Below are 15,844 nucleotides of genomic sequence, written 5' to 3'. Positions count from 1 at the left end.
GCGCCGGGTACGCTCGGGCCGGTGACCGACGGGACCGGACCGATGCCCCGCACCCTGCTGTCCGGGGCCGGTGCGACCGTGCGCCGGCTGGTCCACATCTCGCGGCCGGTCCTGTGGATCAACACGATCGGCTCGGGGCTCGTGGCCGTCTGGCTCACCGGCACGTTGTTCGACGTGCGGGCGCTGCCGGTCCTGATCTGGTTGACCCTGCCGTTCAACCTGCTCATCTACGGCGTGAACGACGTCTTCGACCAGGACACCGACGCGACGAACCCGCGCAAGGGCTCCATCGAGGGGGCGCGGATCCGGCAGTCGGAGGTGCGGCTCATCCTCTGGGCCGTCGCCGTGACCAACGTGCCGTTCCTCCTCGCCTTCCTCGTCACGCTGCCGCCGCTCGCGACCGCCGCGATCCTGCTCTACGCCGTGGTCTTCGTCTGCTACTCGGCGCCGCCGCTGCGCTTCAAGGCACGGCCGTGGTTCGACTCGCTCAGCAACGCCGCCTACGCACTGCCGCTGGTGATCGTGCCGTTCGCGCTCGGGGACGAGCCAGTGTGGGCCGCCGCGGTCGGGCTGATGGCCTGGAGCGTCGCCAAGCACGCCTTCGATGCCGTCCAGGACATCGTCGAGGACCGCGACGCGGGCATCACCACGAGCGCGGTCCGGCTCGGGCCCCGGGGCACCGCCCTCTGGAGCGGGGCGTGGTGGATCGTCTCGACGGTGTTGTTCGCCCTGGTCAGCCTGCCGGTCGCCGCCGTCAACCTGCTCATCGCCGGTGTCCTCGTCGTGCGTCTGCTGCGCGACCCGACGCCGGAGACCGGCCACCGCCTGTACCCCCTGTCGGTCGCCTTCCCGTACATCGCGGGGTCCTTCGCCGGGGTGCTCCTCCTGGTGTCCATCGTCCTCGGAGGTTCCCGGTGAGTCGCATCGTCGTCGTCGGAGGCGGGATCGGTGGTCTCGCCGCCGCCGCCCTGCTCGCCACCGCGGGGCACCGGGTGACCCTGCTCGAGGCCTCGGACCGGCTCGGCGGCAAGAGCCGTCGCATCCAGCTCGGCGAGGACCGGATCGACACGGGCCCGTCGCTCGTCACCTTCCCCGCGGTCTGGGACGAGCTGCTGCGGCGGCTGGGTGACGGCCCGGGCGGTACCGAGCGTCCGCTCGAGGACGGGCACCTCGACCTGGTGCGCATGCCCGAGGTGGGGCGGTACTTCCACCGGGGCGAGGAGACCGCGCTGCCGGTCGCCCCCGACCACCCCTGGTACCCGGCATGGCGACGATTCACCGACCTGCACGCGCCGCTCGCCGACGACGTCACCCGGCTGCTGCTCGCCGACCCGCTCGACCGGGCCGCCCTGCCGGCCGTCCGACGACTGCTGTCGGTCTACGGCTCACGGCTCACCACGCGCGCGTACCTCGACGGGCTGCCCTGGCTGCCGGACGGGCTGCGCGAGGTCATCGCGATCCACACCCTCAACGCGGGGGTGTCGCCGGCGCGCACCCCGGCGCTGTACGCGAGCATGCCGGCGATCATGGCGGAGACCGGCGCCTGGGTCCCCGAGGGTGGCGTGTACGAGGTCGTGCTCGCCCTGCAGCGACTGGCCGAGGCAGCGGGCGTCGACGTCCGCACCGGCGAGGCCGCCACCCACATGGACCGCGGCGGCGTCACCACCGAGAGCGGGCGCCACGTCGCGGACCTGGTGGTCAGTGCGCTCGACGCCGACCGGCTGGCCGCGCTGACCGGTCCGTCCCCGGTGCCGTCGCTGGTACGGTCGCTGTCCGGGCCGCTGCCCGGGCCGCTCTCCGGGGCGCTGTCCCGCTCGCGCTCCCGGGCCCGCGCCCTGTCCTGCAGCGCCGTCGCACTGTACGGCGTGCTGCACGAGGAACTCCCGGCGGGTCTGGCGACGCACAGCGTCGTGCTGCCGACGAAGCCGGACGCACTGCACCGGAGCCTCGAGGCGGGCGACGAGCCGGCGGACACCATGGTGTTCGTCAACCACTACCGCGCGGGTGAGCTGTCCCCGAACCCGCACGGCACCGTGGGGGTGCTGCTCACCGCACCAGCGGACGGCGCGCACTACACGATCGACCACCCGTTCGTGCGGCGCGAGGTCGACCGGGTCTCGGCGGCGCTCGGCCTCGACCGGCCGATCACGGACCTGCTCGACGACCACGTGGTGCTCGACCCCGCCTACTACGGCACCGGGGGTGAACCGCACGGGGCGCTCTACGGAGCCGCGCGGCCGCCGTGGCAGAGCGGCCCGTTCCACCGGCCGACCTACAACGACCGGTGGCGGCCCTGGCTGTGGCGGGTGGGTGCATCGGTCCATCCCGGTGGCGGGATCCCAGCGGTGCTCGGTGGAGCGATGATCGCGACGCAGCGACTGCTCCGGTCGAACCCGGCCTGAGCGCGGTCCCGGCCCGGCGCCTCAGCTCGCGGTCCCGGCCAGACCGATCCGCCCGCGGACCCGGCCAGATCCGCTCGCGGTTCCGGCCAGATCCGCGCGCGGTCCCGGCCAGGGCGCTCGTCACATCTCGACCTCGATCGGCTCGGCGCGGACGAGCTCGTGCACGCCCGCGATGACCTCGCTCGGGCGGAACGGGTAGCGGTCGATCTCCGCCTGGTCGCTGATGCCGGTCATCACGAGGACGGTGTGGAGCCCGGCCTCGATGCCGGCCTGCACGTCGGTGTCCATCCGGTCGCCGATCATGCCGGTGTTCTCGGAATGCGCCCCGATCCGGTTCATCGCCGAGCGGAACATCATCGGGTTCGGCTTGCCGACGACGTACGGCTGCTTGCCGGTGGCCTTCTCGATCATCGCGGCGATCGCTCCGGTCGCCGGCAGGACCCCTTCGGCGCTCGGCCCGGTCGCGTCCGGGTTCGTCACGATGAACCGCGCGCCGTCACGGATGAGCCGGACGGCCTTCGTGATCGCCTCGAACGAGTAGTTGCGGGTCTCGCCGACGACGACGTAGTCCGGCGCGGTCTCGGTCATGATGAACCCGGCCTCGTGCAGCGCCGTCGTCATGCCGGCCTCACCGATCACGAACGCCGAGCCGCCGGGCATCTGCGAGCGGCAGAAGTCCGCCGTGGCCAGGGCCGACGTCCAGATGCGCTCTTCGGGCACCTCGAGCCCCGACCACCGCAACCGGGCGCTGAGGTCACGGGGCGTGAAGATCGAGTTGTTCGTCAGGACGAGGAACTCGGTCCCCTCGTCCAACCACTGCTGGATGAGCTCGGGAGCCCCCGGCAGCGCCTGGTTCTCGTGGACGAGCACGCCGTCCATGTCGGTCAGCCAGCACTCGACTTCGTCGCGGGTCGCCATGGCCTCAGCGTACTGGGGCCACCGCGCGCCGAGCCTGCCTGGTCACCCGGCTGTGGAGAACTGGCCGACCGGACACCGAGCGGTGTTCGGCTTTGGGCTACGATTTTCGGGACACGTACCGGATCAAGGAGGCCTCCCCGTGCTCGTCGACCCCGGCAACCCGACCGCCCAGCCGCGCACCGCCGCCGACGGCCGCACCGCCGCCGACGGCCGCACCGCCGCCGACGGCCGCAGCGCCGCCGACGGCCCTGTCCGCGCCGAGGCGACCGACGCCGCACCCCGCCGCCGCCGCGGCCGCCCCAACGTGCTGAGCCGCGAGCAGGTGGTCGACGCCGCCACCGCCATCGCGAACGAGGAGGGGCTCGACCGCCTGTCCTTCCGCGCACTCGGTGCCCGCCTCGGCGTCGCGCCGATGACCGTGCACCGCACGATCGGCGGCCTCGACGACCTGCACGCCGAGCTCGTCCGCCGCACCGTCGACGAGTTCACCGCGACCTTCGTCTGGCCGGACGACTGGCGCTCGGTCGTGCACGTGTTCGCCTGCACCTTCCGGGACCTCATGCGCACCCACCCCCTGGTGCTCGAGTCCCACAGCCAACGCGCCCCGCTCGCCTCCACCGAGTCGGACGCCGTCGTGGCGAGGGTCGTCGGCGCCCTGCAGCAGGCCGGCCTGCCGGAGCGCGAGGCCATGTACGCGTTCTTCGTCGTCTACGACTTCGTCGTCGGGCACGCCGGCGTGCAGGTCGGCCGCGGTGACTCCGACGCGGGCAGGCCCGAGCGGCACCGGGTCGTCGGCGAGATCCTCGGCGAGCACTCCTACGACGACCGCTTCACCCTCGGCCTCGAGATCATCACCGCCGGCATCGAGGCCCGCGTCCGCACGAGCGGCTCCGCGACGTCGTGAGCACGGTCGACCCGCAGCAGGCCCGCCGCGAGCGCGAGGCCCGGTACCGCGGCTCGACCACTGCCCTGACGATGACCGTCGTCGGCGCCGTCCTCGTCGTCGCCGCGGGCGCCGTCGGCGGACTCGCGGTCTCCGGGTTCGTCCTGCGGGTCCGGACGGCGATGGTGAACAGCATCTTCTCCGACAGCCCCGACCCGGACACCCACCTGTGGGCGGCTCCCGTGGCCGTCGTCACGACCCTGGTCGCCCTCAGCGTCCACACGAGGTGGAACCACCGCTGGTCCGGACGCACCACCGACCTGGTCGGACCGGGCCCGCTGCCGCTGTGGCTCGTGGGCGCCACGGCCTGCACCTGGTGGGCGACCACCACGCAGTGGCCTGCGCCCGACCGCGTCGGTGTGGCCGTCGACCCGACCTTCGGGCACGACGAGACCTGGGGCGCCGGGACGTGGGTCTGGTACGCGTCCGTCTGGTGGCTCCCCGGCCTGTTCACCGTCGTGACGGTCCTCGCGCTCGTCGCCGGTGGCACGACCCGGATCGGCCGCGGTGCTCGTCGCGCCCGCCTCACGGACGTGCTGGCCCACGGTCGTCGCACCACGGGCGAGGTCACCGCCGTCGGCGGCGGCACCACGCCCGACGCGTCCCGGACCCTGCTGCGGTGGACGTTCTCGTTCGTGGACCTGCACGGCGTCCGGCGCTGGGTCGAGCGCACCGAGGGCTTCACGCACGGCACGGCACCGGTGCTCGGCGAGGCGGTGACGGTGCTCTACGACCCGGCCCGCCCCGGTGACCGCACGCGCATCTTCACGACGACCGGCCCCGGCGACGAGCCCGAGGACTTCCTGCGCCCCGGCACGACGTAGGCCACGCGAAAGTTGGCACTTCTCCACGAAAACGTGCCGCTCCTAGGCTCGTCAGCCGTGTCAGAACAGAACGTCCAGCCCCAGCAGAACCCCTACCGGCCGTACGCCGCGGCCCCGACCGCCCCGCAGCGCACGAACACCCTCGCGATCATCGCGCTCGTCGCCGCGTTCGTCGCGCCGATCGTCGGGTTCGTCCTCGGCTTCGTCGCGATGTCCCAGACGAAGAAGCGTGCGGAGGGCGGCCGTGGCCTGGCGCTCGCCGCGGTCATCGTCGGCGGGGTGATCACGGTCTTCTACGCCGTGCTCTTCATCGCCCTCGTCGCGGTCGCGATGTCCGAGCCGTCGGTCACGTACCCGACGTCGTACTGACCCCACCCGGCCGTCGGCTGACGACGGTCGCCGGACGGGAGGCGCGGGGCACGCACCCTACGCTGGTCCCGTGAAAGGACGACCGGGTACCGACGCACGGGTCGAACGGGCGCTCGCCGTGTTCGCCGCCGGCGACCGTCGCGCTGCCTGGGAGACACTGACCGGTCTGGCGCGACGCGAACCCGCCGAGCCCGCCGTCCGTCGAGCCCTCGTGCAGACCTACCGTGCCGCCGGTCACCCCGACCAGGCGGCACGGTGGGGTGCCGCCGAACCGGCGCTCCTCGACGAGCGAGAGCGGCGGATGCTGCACCGCGCCGCGGCCCGTTCCCGGTCAGCGTCGGAACTCCGGTCGTACCTCGCGCTGCCGGTCCTGCCGCCGGAGCTCGAGGCGTTGCTCCCGCCGCGCGCAGAGCAGCGTCGGCACCGACTGGAGCCGCTCGCCGGCGGGCTCGAGAACGGGGCCCTGGTCGTGTCGTCCCTGCTCGCCGGGCCGGCGATCGCGATCGGGGTCGTCGTGACGCTCGTGCAGGCGTTCCTCGGGGACCCGTCCGCACACGACGTGGCGCAGGTGACGGCCGCGGGCGTGCTCCTCTCGGTCGCTGGGGTCGGGGCACTCCTGCTTGTCGCCTCGGCGCTCCGCGGCCGCTGGGTCCGGGCGACGCTGCTGCTCATCGCCGTGGCGGCCGCGGTGGTCCTGCTCGCTGCCGCCGACATGACCTCGTCGGCGCCGTTCGACGGGGCGGCCCTACCCTGGGCACCGTGACCGCACAGCCCGAACCGACGCACGAGGCCACCACCAACGGCGTCGGACCCCACCCCGAGCCGTGGCCGGACGACCCTCGGCTCGACCCGGAGCTGCTCGCGTCGGGGGACACCCGCAACGTCGTCGACCGCTTCCGGTACTGGTCGATGGACGCGATCGTCGCCGAGCTCGACACACGCCGGCACACCTTCGACGTCGCGATCGAGAACTGGCAGCACGACCTCAACATCGGGTCGATCGTGCGGAGTGCGAACGCCTTCCTCGCCGGCACCGTGCACATCATCGGGCGGCGGCGGTGGAACAAGCGCGGGGCGATGGTCACCGACCGCTACCAGCACGTGCGGTACCACCCGGACGTCGCCGCGTTCCTGACCGCGATGCACGAGGAGGGCCGACCGGTCGTCGCGATCGACAACACCCCGGGCGCCGAGCGCATCGAGACCGCGGCGATCCCGGAGCGCTGCGTGTTCCTGTTCGGGCAGGAGGGGCCGGGGCTCACCGACGAGGCTGTGGCCGGCGCCGATGCCCACCTCGAGATCACACAGTTCGGGTCGACGCGGAGCATCAACGCCTCGGCCGCGGCGGCGATCGTCATGCACGCCTGGGTCGTGCAGCACGCGGAACTGCCCACCGACTGACGCGCTCGGCGGACTTGCGGCGCGTCAGCGGGTGGCGGTCGTCCGGCGGGCGACGAGCCGGGGCTCGACCAGGGTCTCCTGCGCGGGGGCGTCCGGGTCGGCGATGCGGGCGAGCAGACGCTCCCCGGCACCGCGGCCGATCTCCACGCTGCGGTCGTCGATGCTCGTCAGGCCGACGTAGGACGTCGCCGCGAGCGGGGTGTCGTCGTAGCCCATCACCGACACGTCCTCGGGGACCCGCAGCCCCCGCGCGACGAGCCCGGACATCGCGCCGAGCGCCATCACGTCGTTCGCCGCGAACACCGCCGTCACGTCGGGGTGGGCGTCGAACAGGTGCCCGACCGCCTCGGCGCCGGCCTCCTCGGTGGGCTCCACGGCCATGACGTGGGTGACGAGCGAGGCGGGCGACGGGGCGGCGGTGACCCGCGCCTCCAGGCCGGTGAGCCGCTCGGCGGACGCTGCCGAGCGTCCGCCGACGAAGCCGATGCGCGTGTGCCCGAGCGCGAGCAGGTGCTCGGCTGCCATGCGGCCTCCGGCGCGGTCGTCGTTCGCGACCGTGTCGGCGCGGGGGATGACCGCGCGGCCGCCGGCGACCACGACCGGCATGCTCGCCGGGATCGCGAGGTCGGTGTCGGGCTCGCCGGCGATGACGATGCCCTCGACGCGCATCGACAGGAAGCCCTCGACCGGTGACGCGTCGAGCCCGGTGTTGAGGAAGCGGTCGGCGACGACGAGCCGGTGTCCCTGGTCCTGCAGGGCCTCGCGCAGACCGGTGAGCAGGTCGACGAACCACTGGTTGCGGAAGTCGTCGAGCACGACGCCGATCGTGCGGCTGCGGGTCCCGGCGAGGGAGACGGCGGCGGTGCTCGGCCGGTAGTCGAGTTCCTGGATGGCGCGGAGGACGGCCTCGCGGCGCTGGTCGCTGACCTTGGGGGAGCGCTGGAGCACGAGCGAGACGAGGGACTTCGAGACCCCTGCGCGTGCCGCGACGTCGTAGATGGTCGCCGGTTTGCCGTCTGCGGTGGCGGACCTGCCGTCTCCCATGATCTCCCTCGACCGGTAGTGGTGTCCCTCGATCGTAGCCGCCCCGCCGCCCGCGGTTGTCAGGACATGGCGGGTGACGCGACGGGATGGCGGCGGGGTGGCGGTCGAGCGTCGCGGGGTGGACCGGCGGGGTCGAACCACGAATCCGACATCGAACCAGCCCGACGAGCTGGTTCGATGTCGGATCCGTGGTTCGAAGCGGGTGCGCCCGGCCGCCGCCGCGCCGCGCCGCGCCGCGGCCCTCGCCGCGCGCTACCCGATCAGGCTCGGCCGCAGGTCGCGCAGCGTCCGCGAGCGGGTCTGCCGTGCGGTGACGACGAACGACACGAGCAGCGCGCCGAGCAGCCAGCACGCGAGCACCCCCGCATCCGACCACACCGCCGCGAAGGACCCGCCGTACATCGTCTGCCGGATCGCGTCGACGGAGTAGGTCATCGGCAGCGCGAAGTGCAGCGCCGCCAACGGCCCCGGCAGCGTCTGCCACGGGAAGGTCCCGCCAGCGGTGACGAGCTGCACGAGCATGAGCACCAGGCCGAGGAACTGCCCGACCGAGCCGAGCAGCACGTTGAGCGCCATGATGATCGCCGCGAAGGTCGCCGACGCGAGCACCATGACCGCCACGGTCGGCCCGGCGTGCACCACGTCGAGGTCGAGCGCGAACCGCACGATCAGGAACAGCGCCGCCATCTGCACGAGCCCGAGGAGCGCCGGCGTCAGCCACCCGCCGAGCACCACGCGCAGCGGCTTCTGCACCGCGGTGATCGCCCGCTTCGAGATCGGCTTGAGGATGAGGAACAGCGCGTACATGCCGATCCACGCGGCGAGCGAGATGAAGAACGGCGCGAGGCCGGCACCGTAGTTCGACGCCGCAGCCACGTTGTCGTCGCCGACCCGCACGGGATCCGAGATGACGGACGCCTGCGAGGAACGCTGCGACGCCGTGGAAGCCGGGATCTTCGTGCGGCCCTGGTCGAGCTTCGCGGCGAGCTCCTTCGAGCCGTCCTCGAGCGACTGCAACCCGGTGGACAGCGACGAGGCGCCCGACGCCGCCGACGCCGAACCGTCGGCCAGCGAGGCCGCGCCGGAGGACAGCGTGGGCGCCGCGGCGGCGAGCTTCGACGTGCCCGCGGCGACCTGCGACGAGCCCGACGCCAGCTGCGAGGCACCGCTCGACGCCGACGCGATGCCGTCCGCCAGCTGCGGGGACGCCGCAGCGAGCGCGGACGTGCCGGCAGCGACCTGCGCCGACCCGTCACGGAGCTGGTCGACCGCCGACTTCGTCGCCACGTAGGTCTGCTTGGCCGAAGCACCGGCACCGTTCACGTCACCGACGGCCTTCGTGATGGCGTCCTGCTGGGCCTGCGTCAGCGTGGCGCCCTCGGGCAGGTTCGCCGTGATCTGCGCGAGCAGCGCGTCGGCGTCGATCGGCTGCACCGCGTCGACGGCGGCGCTGGCCGCGTCGACCTTGTCCGCGAGCGCGGCGTTGCCCGCCGCGACCCGCTGCGCGCCCTCGTCCAGCTGCGCGGTCTGCGACGGCAGCGACGCGGTCTGCTGCTGGGCCGACTGCAGGCCGGACGCCAGGGTCGAGGCGCCTGAGGCGACCTGCTGCGCGCCGTCGTTCAGCTGCGCGGTCTGCGACGGCAACGAGGCGGTGCCGGAGGCGAGCTGCGACGCACCGGCCGACAGCTGCTGGGTCCCGGTCGCCAGCGATGCTGCACCGTCGGCCGCCGTGGTCGTCCCCGACGCCAGCTGCCCGGCCCCGTCGACGGCGTCACCCAGGCTGTCCCGCACGTCGGCGAGCCCGACGAGCAGCGTCTTCGCGGCCTGCTTGCCGACCCGCTCGGCGACGGCCGTGCGCATGGTCTTGCCCGCCTGCTCCGCGATGGTCGACGCCAGGTACGAGTTCGTGTCCGCGGTCGTCATGACGAGTTCGGCCCGCTGCGGGTCGTCGCCCTGCGCCGACACCAGGTGCTCGGAGAAGTCGTGCGGGATCGTCACGACGAAGTCGTAGGTGCCGTTCCGCACGCCCGAGCGTGCGTCGGCCGCGGTCGTCTCGGTCCACTTGAAGTCGCCGCCGTCGATGGCCTCCTTCGCGACGTCCCTGCCGTAGTCGACCCGGTCGCCGTCGAGCGTCGCGCCGGCGTCCTGGTCGACGATCGCGGCCGGGATCTGGTCGAGCTTGGCGTACGGGTCGCGGTTCGCCCACAGGTACGCGCCGCCGTAGAGCAGCGGCACCACCATGAGGGCGACGAACGCCAGCCGGGCGAGCGGCGTGGCGGTGAGGCGCGCCAGTTCGGCGCGGATGAGCGAGGGGATGGTCACGCGGGTGCCTCCGTCGGGACGGTTGCGGGAGATGCGGGGTCGGAGGGATCGGACTGGAGGCCCTGGTCGCCCCCGTCGGTCCGGGTCGCGTCGTCGGGACCCTCGGTGTGGATCGTGTCGAGCAGCTGCTCGACGGTGTCGGCTGCGGCCTTCGAGGTCACGAGCACGACCGTGACGCCACGGCGGGCGACGTCGCGCACCACCGCGAACCAGTCGGCCACGGCGCCCCCGTGCCGCTCGGGAGCGGTGAGCACGATGCCCGTGACCCCGTCCCGCAGCAGCGCGAGCTCCACGAGCAGCCGCACCCGCACGCCGGTCGGGACCCGCTGCACGGGCGTGTCGGCGTAGTCCGACATGCCGAGCTCGTCGAGCACGGTGTCCACGTGCTCGCGCGAGGGCCGCTGCCCGGCGAACGCCAGCTCCTCGCGCACGATCTTCCGGAGCGTCATGACGGGGAACGGCTCGGCGACCCCGGGGGTGTCCACGAGCGCGAACGCCGCCCGGACCGCAGCGGCGTCCTCGTGCCCGTCGAGCAGCACCCAGCCGGAGTCGGGCCGCATCCGCCCACCGGCGACGAGCGACGCGAGCACGGGCGCCTGCTCGGTCTCGACGGCGACGACGCCCGGACGTCCGGGAGCCGCGACGGCGGAAACGACGGGCAGCGCGGCACCGGGCTCGTCACCGATGCCGACGTGGTCGAGTTCGAGCGTCATGCGCGGGTCTCCTGCTCGGTCTGCGGTGCGGGGACGGGGGAGGCGGCCGGTTCGGACAGCAGCGCCGTGCGCCAGTCGATGCCGGCGGTGCCGAGCGCGGAGAGCACCACGGTGCGCCGTCCGGCCTCGTCGCTCGTGCCGGTCCGGGTGGCCTCGTCGAGGACGGCGATGCAGGCGGCCTCGACGAGCCGTGCCAGCGACTCGGCGTCGACGTCGTCGCGCATCGAGCCGTCCTCGATGCCGAGGGCGCATGCCTGCCGGACCTGGGCACGCAGCGGGGCGAAGACCTCGGCCACCGCCTCGGCGAAGGGGCTGCGGACGGCCACGCGGGCCATCGGGCGGACGTGGGACACCTCGGACCACAGCGCGACCGCGAGGGCGGCGAGCCGTGCGGCCGGCGGCAGCGCCACGAGCGCGGACGAGTCGGGCATCGCGGCGGCGATCCGTGCGGCACCGGCGGTCACGACCTCGCGCACCAGGTCGTCGCGGGAGGGGAAGTGTCCGTAGACCGCACGGCGCGAGAGCCCGGCGGCGGTCGCGATGGTCTCGAGCCCGGCGTCCGGGTCCTGCTGCAGGACGCGCTTCGCCGCCTCGATCAGGGCAGCGCGGTTCTCGGCGGCGTCCCGTCGGGGAGCGCGCCCGGGCTGGTCGGCGGTGGTCCCGCCACTGGTCGTCCTGGTCACGCCACCAAGGGTAATAACCTGCACACCGCTGTGCAAGTTAGCCGCAGACGTACCCCCGAACGAGGGCCAGTCCCCCAAAGTGCGGACTGTTCCACCTGTGAACGAACGCATAACTTCACAGGAATTCCCACCACGGACAGAGCCCGAGGAGTGCGCCCTGTGACACGTGCAACACCGAACCGTGCAGTACCCGAGCAACCACCCATCACCGAGCGTCGCACGCGGTCACGCGTCGCACGCCTCCTGACCGCCGGCATCGCCGCCGTCGCCCTGTCCTGCGGCGGCCTCGCCGTCGGCGGAGCGGCGAACGCTGCGCCGACCGGTCTCTCCGCCGCCGACCTCAAGCTCGCCGCGCCCCTGCGTGACGCCAAGCCCCAGAAGACGGTCGCTGCGTTCGTGCGTACGACCGGCCAGGGTGCGCTCGAGGTCGACGCGCAGGCGAAGGGCGGCGACCTGACGAAGTCGAAGACCCCGTCGTCCGCCGCGAAGGAGCGCGTGCGGGCGATCACCTCGACCGTCGACGCCGTCCGCTCCGCCGTCAAACGCTCGGACGCGGCGGCCACCGAGCTGTACTCGACCGAGTACACCGTGCCCGGCGTCGCGGTCGTCGCCGACGTCGACGCCCTGCGTGACATCGCGAGCCGCTCGGACGTCGAGAGCATCATCCCGCTCACCCCGAAGAAGATCGTCGACCCGACCCCGGGCGACGCGTCGAAGGCCCCGAGCGGCGTCGACCCCGACCTGGTGCAGCCGGGCGCTGACGGCGTCAGCCCGAAGAACGCGGCCAGCGACATCTACACGCGCTCGCTCGACGCGTGGCAGCAGACCGGCCGCACGGGCAAGGGCGTCAACATCGCCGTCCTCGACACCGGCCTCGACTACACCCAGGCCGATTTCGGCGGCCCGGGCACCACGGCCGCGTACCAGCAGGCCCTCGCGAGCACGAACGCGCCGGACCCGAGCTGGTACGACGGGAAGAAGTTCCTCGGCGGCTACGACTTCGCCGGTCCCACCTACAACGCGGACTCCTCGAGCGCGGGCTACGACCCGACCCCGAAGCCGGACGCGAACCCGATCGACGGCAAGGGCGGCGACCACGGCACGCATGTGTCCGGCACCGCCGCGGGCTACGGCCTGACCGCGGACAAGACGACGTTCCGCGGCGACTACACGAAGCTCACGAACCAGTCCGTCCAGGACATGTGGATCGGTCCGGGCACCGCGCCCGAGGCCGGCCTCTACGCCCTCAAGGTGTTCGGTGACGGCGGCGGGTCGACCGACCTGACCGGTGCGGCCCTCGACTGGGTCGGCCAGGCGCTGACCGAGGGCAAGGACATCAACGTCCTCAACCTGTCGCTCGGCTCCGACTACGGCGCACCGGACGACCCCGACAACGCGAAGATCGACGCGCTCACCGCCCGCGGTGTCCTGCCCGTCATCGCCTCGGGCAACGCCGACGACTTCACCGACATCGGTGGGTCGCCGGGCAACGCCGAGGGCGCCCTGACCGTCGCCGCGAGCGCCACCGGCCAGTCGCTGTTCGACGCCGTCAAGGCCACCGCGCCGTCCGACGTCGCGGGCACCTACCGCGCGCAGTACTCGCAGAACTACCAGGGCAGCCTGCCGGTCGAGGGCGACGTCGTCGTGCCGACCACGAACATCGACGGCTGCCAGGCGTTCAGCGCCGACGAGGCCGCGAAGCTCAAGGGCAAGATCGCCTGGCTGAAGTGGACGGACGGGGCGCTCGAGTGCGGCTCCGGCGTGCGCTTCGGCAACGTCCAGGCCGCCGGCGGTGTCGGCGTCCTGCTCGCCGGGACGGTGACGAGCTTCGACTCCGGCATCGCGGGGAACACGACCATCCCGGGTGCCGAGCTGACCTCGGACAGTGTTGCGAGCCTCCAGGCCGCCGCGCAGGCCGGGACCCTGCACGTGCAGTTCGCACAGGAGCTCAAGGGCTACCAGCTGGCGACCGACCAGGCGAACGTGAACACGCTCGCCCCGTTCACCAGCCGTGGCGTGCACGGGTCGTTCGGCGACATCGTCAAGCCCGACGTGGCCGCCCCCGGGGTCAACGTGATCTCCGCGGCCAACGGCACCGGCAACGGCCGCATGTCGATGAGCGGCACCTCGATGGCGACCCCGCACGTGGCCGGCATCGTCGCACTCACCTTCCAGTCGCACCCGTCGTGGACGGCACCGCAGGTGAAGGCCGCCGTGATGAACACCGCGACGCACGACGTGCGCCAGGGCGACCAGAACGCCACCCTGCTCCGACAGGGAACCGGGCGCGTCGACGCGCTGCAGGCGGTCACCGCCGGCACCACGGTGCGCAGCGTCGAGAACGACCAGCTCGTCACCGCCTCGTACGGTGTCGTCGAGGTCAGCGGCAAGACCAGCGAGTCCCGCACCCTGCAGATCCAGAACACCGACGGCCGCCCGCACACGTACGACGTGGCGTACCAGGCCCAGGTGGACCAGCCGGGTGTCGCGTTCTCGCTCAGCACGAAGCGGGTCACCGCACCGGCGCACGGCACCGCGACCGTCAAGCTGACGTTCACGATCGCCGACCCGACGCAGCTGCGTCGCGTCATCGACCCCACGCAGGAGTCGGTGCAGTCCGGCTACCAGCGTGAGTTCGTCGCCGCCGAGTCCGGCGTGGTGTCCTTCACGCCGACCGACAAGTCGCTCAACCCGATGCGCCTCGGCGCGTACGTCGCGCCGAAGCCGGTCAGCGCCGTGCACGGCAAGGACATCGCGTTCTCGGGCTCGACCACGACCGCGGAGCTCGCGCTCACCGGCCGCTCGGTCGACCAGGGCGACGCCGTCACCGGGTACCACTCGGTCGTCGCACCGTTCGTCCTGGGCGGGACCGACCCGCAGGAGCCCCTGCCCGCCGGTTCGGCGCAGCAGTCCCTGCAGGCCGCGGACATCCGGGCCTACGGCGCGAACGTCGACACGGCGTCCGGCACGCTCGCCTTCGGCGTCCAGACCGCCGGCGCCGACGCCAACCCCGGCGCGGTGACCAACGTCGAAGTCCTCATCGACACGAACCGCGACGGTGAGCCGGACTACCTGGTGTACGACGCCAAGTCGGCCACGGTCGACGCGACGTTCGCCACCACGGTGGACCTGGCGACGGGGAAGACGGTCGACTCGCAGCCGCTCAACGGCGGCACCGCGGGGCAGGACGTCAACACGTTCGACAGCGCCGTCAAGGTGCTGACGGTGTCGGCATCCGCGATCGGTGCGACCGGTCCGTTCGACTACTCGGTCCTGACCGAGTCGGCGTACGCCCCGGCCCTCGCCACCAGCGGCTCGAACGTCGTCGACGAGACCGACTCGGCCACGTTCGACCCGTCGAAGCCGGCGCTCGCCTTCGCGCAGGGCGGCACCTCGGGTGTCCTCTTCGCGGACAAGGGCTCGCTGCAGGTCACGCGGCAGGCGGACGCCACGAACGCCAGGGTCCTGCTGCTCCACCTCGGCAACGCGGTGGGCGACCAGGCGGACGTGCTGCAGGCGGCGCAGACCGCGCCGACGCTCGCCCTGCGCGAGGGCAGCGCCGTCACGATCTCGGGCACCCCGAAGGTCGGCAAGACGCTCAAGGCGAAGCCCGGCTCGTGGGACGGCAAGAAGGTGTCGTACTCGTACCAGTGGCTCCGTGACGGTGTCGCGGTGCAGGGTGCGACCGGCCAGCGCTACTCGCTCGGCACGACGGATGCGGGCCACCGCTTCTCCGTGACGGTGACGGCGAAGGCGACGGGCTACCAGGACGGGACGGCGACCTCGGGCCAGACCGCGAAGGTGGAACCCCGCGGGAAGTGATCGACACGGACGCCCCGCCACCGATGGGTGGCGGGGCGTTCGTCGTCCCCGGCCGTCACGGGGTGCGGCTCGCATCGCGGCGGCGAGTGCGGCGATCGGACATGTAGTTAGGCGAACTAGGCAATCGGTGCGAGAGTTGACGCATGCGATCCCACACCTCCCTGATGCAGCTCCGGGCCAACCCGATGGAGTGGCGGCGCCGTGGGCTGACCCCGCCCGACGCACTCCAGGCCATGGTCGAGGAACGACTCGCGCAGCCGGGTCACGCCCAGCCGGTGGGGGACCCGTCGTACCAGGACTTCTTCCGCGCCTGAGCGCGAAAACGCCACCACCTGACGGACGGGAGGCGCGGGGCCGGCTGGCACCGCGCCTCCCGGTGCGGCACGCGGTGCGGGCGACTGCC

Annotated in this window: 14 protein-coding genes; 9 read left to right on the top strand and 5 right to left on the bottom strand. The window is 72.9% G+C overall.

Annotation, left to right across the window (positions count from 1 at the left end):
• Positions 1-21 precede the first annotated feature (21 nt).
• Positions 22-918, top strand: coding sequence for a UbiA family prenyltransferase (locus QUG98_RS14730; protein ID WP_289471274.1), 897 nt, complete (start codon positions 22-24; stop codon positions 916-918).
• A complete protein-coding gene (locus tag QUG98_RS14725; protein ID WP_289471273.1) occupies positions 915-2,402 on the top strand; it encodes a phytoene desaturase family protein in 1,488 nt (495 codons plus the stop codon). The genes QUG98_RS14730 and QUG98_RS14725 overlap by 4 nt, the downstream gene beginning before the upstream one ends.
• A gap of 120 nt (positions 2,403-2,522) precedes the next feature.
• Here the strand turns inward: QUG98_RS14725 and QUG98_RS14720 are convergent, their stop codons facing one another.
• Complete coding sequence (locus QUG98_RS14720; RefSeq protein WP_137766440.1) at positions 2,523-3,320, bottom strand: HAD-IIA family hydrolase; 798 nt, start codon at positions 3,318-3,320, stop codon at positions 2,523-2,525.
• 139 nt (positions 3,321-3,459) lie between these two features.
• Here QUG98_RS14720 and QUG98_RS14715 point away from each other — a divergent pair, with 139 nt between their 5' ends.
• The 5 genes from QUG98_RS14715 to QUG98_RS14695 all read left to right on the top strand — a co-directional run bounded on the left by QUG98_RS14715 (position 3,460) and on the right by QUG98_RS14695 (position 6,857).
• Positions 3,460-4,224, top strand: coding sequence for a TetR/AcrR family transcriptional regulator (locus tag QUG98_RS14715; protein ID WP_289471272.1), 765 nt, complete (start codon positions 3,460-3,462; stop codon positions 4,222-4,224).
• Positions 4,221-5,087, top strand: coding sequence for a DUF3592 domain-containing protein (locus QUG98_RS14710; RefSeq protein WP_289471271.1), 867 nt, complete (start codon positions 4,221-4,223; stop codon positions 5,085-5,087). The genes QUG98_RS14715 and QUG98_RS14710 overlap by 4 nt, the downstream gene beginning before the upstream one ends.
• A 57-nt stretch (positions 5,088-5,144) precedes the next feature.
• A complete protein-coding gene (locus QUG98_RS14705) occupies positions 5,145-5,456 on the top strand; it encodes a DUF4190 domain-containing protein (RefSeq protein WP_289471270.1) in 312 nt (103 codons plus the stop codon).
• Between the two features lie 70 nt (positions 5,457-5,526).
• Positions 5,527-6,219: a hypothetical protein gene (locus QUG98_RS14700; protein WP_289471269.1), complete on the top strand. Its 693-nt coding sequence runs from the start codon at positions 5,527-5,529 to the stop codon at positions 6,217-6,219.
• On the top strand, positions 6,216-6,857 hold the full coding sequence (locus QUG98_RS14695; RefSeq protein WP_289471268.1) for a TrmH family RNA methyltransferase: 642 nt from the start codon (positions 6,216-6,218) through the stop codon (positions 6,855-6,857). Before QUG98_RS14700 ends, QUG98_RS14695 begins: the two co-directional genes overlap by 4 nt.
• Positions 6,858-6,881: 24 nt before the next feature.
• Here the strand turns inward: QUG98_RS14695 and QUG98_RS14690 are convergent, their stop codons facing one another.
• The 4 genes from QUG98_RS14690 to QUG98_RS14675 form a co-directional block, all read right to left on the bottom strand.
• Positions 6,882-7,901, bottom strand: a complete 1,020-nt coding sequence (locus tag QUG98_RS14690) for a LacI family DNA-binding transcriptional regulator (protein WP_289471267.1) — start codon at positions 7,899-7,901, stop codon at positions 6,882-6,884.
• 252 nt (positions 7,902-8,153) lie between these two features.
• Entirely contained in the window at positions 8,154-10,223 is a 2,070-nt protein-coding gene (locus tag QUG98_RS14685) for a YhgE/Pip domain-containing protein (protein ID WP_289471266.1), read from the bottom strand.
• Positions 10,220-10,936 (bottom strand): hypothetical protein, encoded by a 717-nt coding sequence (locus tag QUG98_RS14680; RefSeq protein ID WP_289471265.1) that lies wholly within the window; start codon positions 10,934-10,936, stop codon positions 10,220-10,222. The genes QUG98_RS14685 and QUG98_RS14680 overlap by 4 nt, the downstream gene beginning before the upstream one ends.
• Positions 10,933-11,619 carry a TetR/AcrR family transcriptional regulator gene (locus QUG98_RS14675; RefSeq protein WP_289471264.1) on the bottom strand — a complete coding sequence of 229 codons (687 nt, stop codon included), beginning with the start codon at positions 11,617-11,619 and terminating at the stop codon, positions 10,933-10,935. Before QUG98_RS14675 ends, QUG98_RS14680 begins: the two co-directional genes overlap by 4 nt.
• Before the next feature lie 159 nt (positions 11,620-11,778).
• Here QUG98_RS14675 and QUG98_RS14670 point away from each other — a divergent pair, with 159 nt between their 5' ends.
• Together QUG98_RS14670 and QUG98_RS14665 are read left to right on the top strand one after the other, a co-directional pair.
• Positions 11,779-15,441, top strand: a complete 3,663-nt coding sequence (locus tag QUG98_RS14670; RefSeq protein WP_289471263.1) for a S8 family peptidase — start codon at positions 11,779-11,781, stop codon at positions 15,439-15,441.
• A gap of 143 nt (positions 15,442-15,584) precedes the next feature.
• Positions 15,585-15,755: a hypothetical protein gene (locus QUG98_RS14665; RefSeq protein WP_153257418.1), complete on the top strand. Its 171-nt coding sequence runs from the start codon at positions 15,585-15,587 to the stop codon at positions 15,753-15,755.
• The last annotated feature ends 89 nt before the right edge of the window (positions 15,756-15,844 follow it).

It is taken from the genome of Curtobacterium subtropicum, assembly GCF_030362975.1.
GTDB lineage: Bacteria > Actinomycetota > Actinomycetes > Actinomycetales > Microbacteriaceae > Curtobacterium > Curtobacterium subtropicum.
This window is presented reverse-complemented; position numbering and strand designations above follow the sequence as displayed.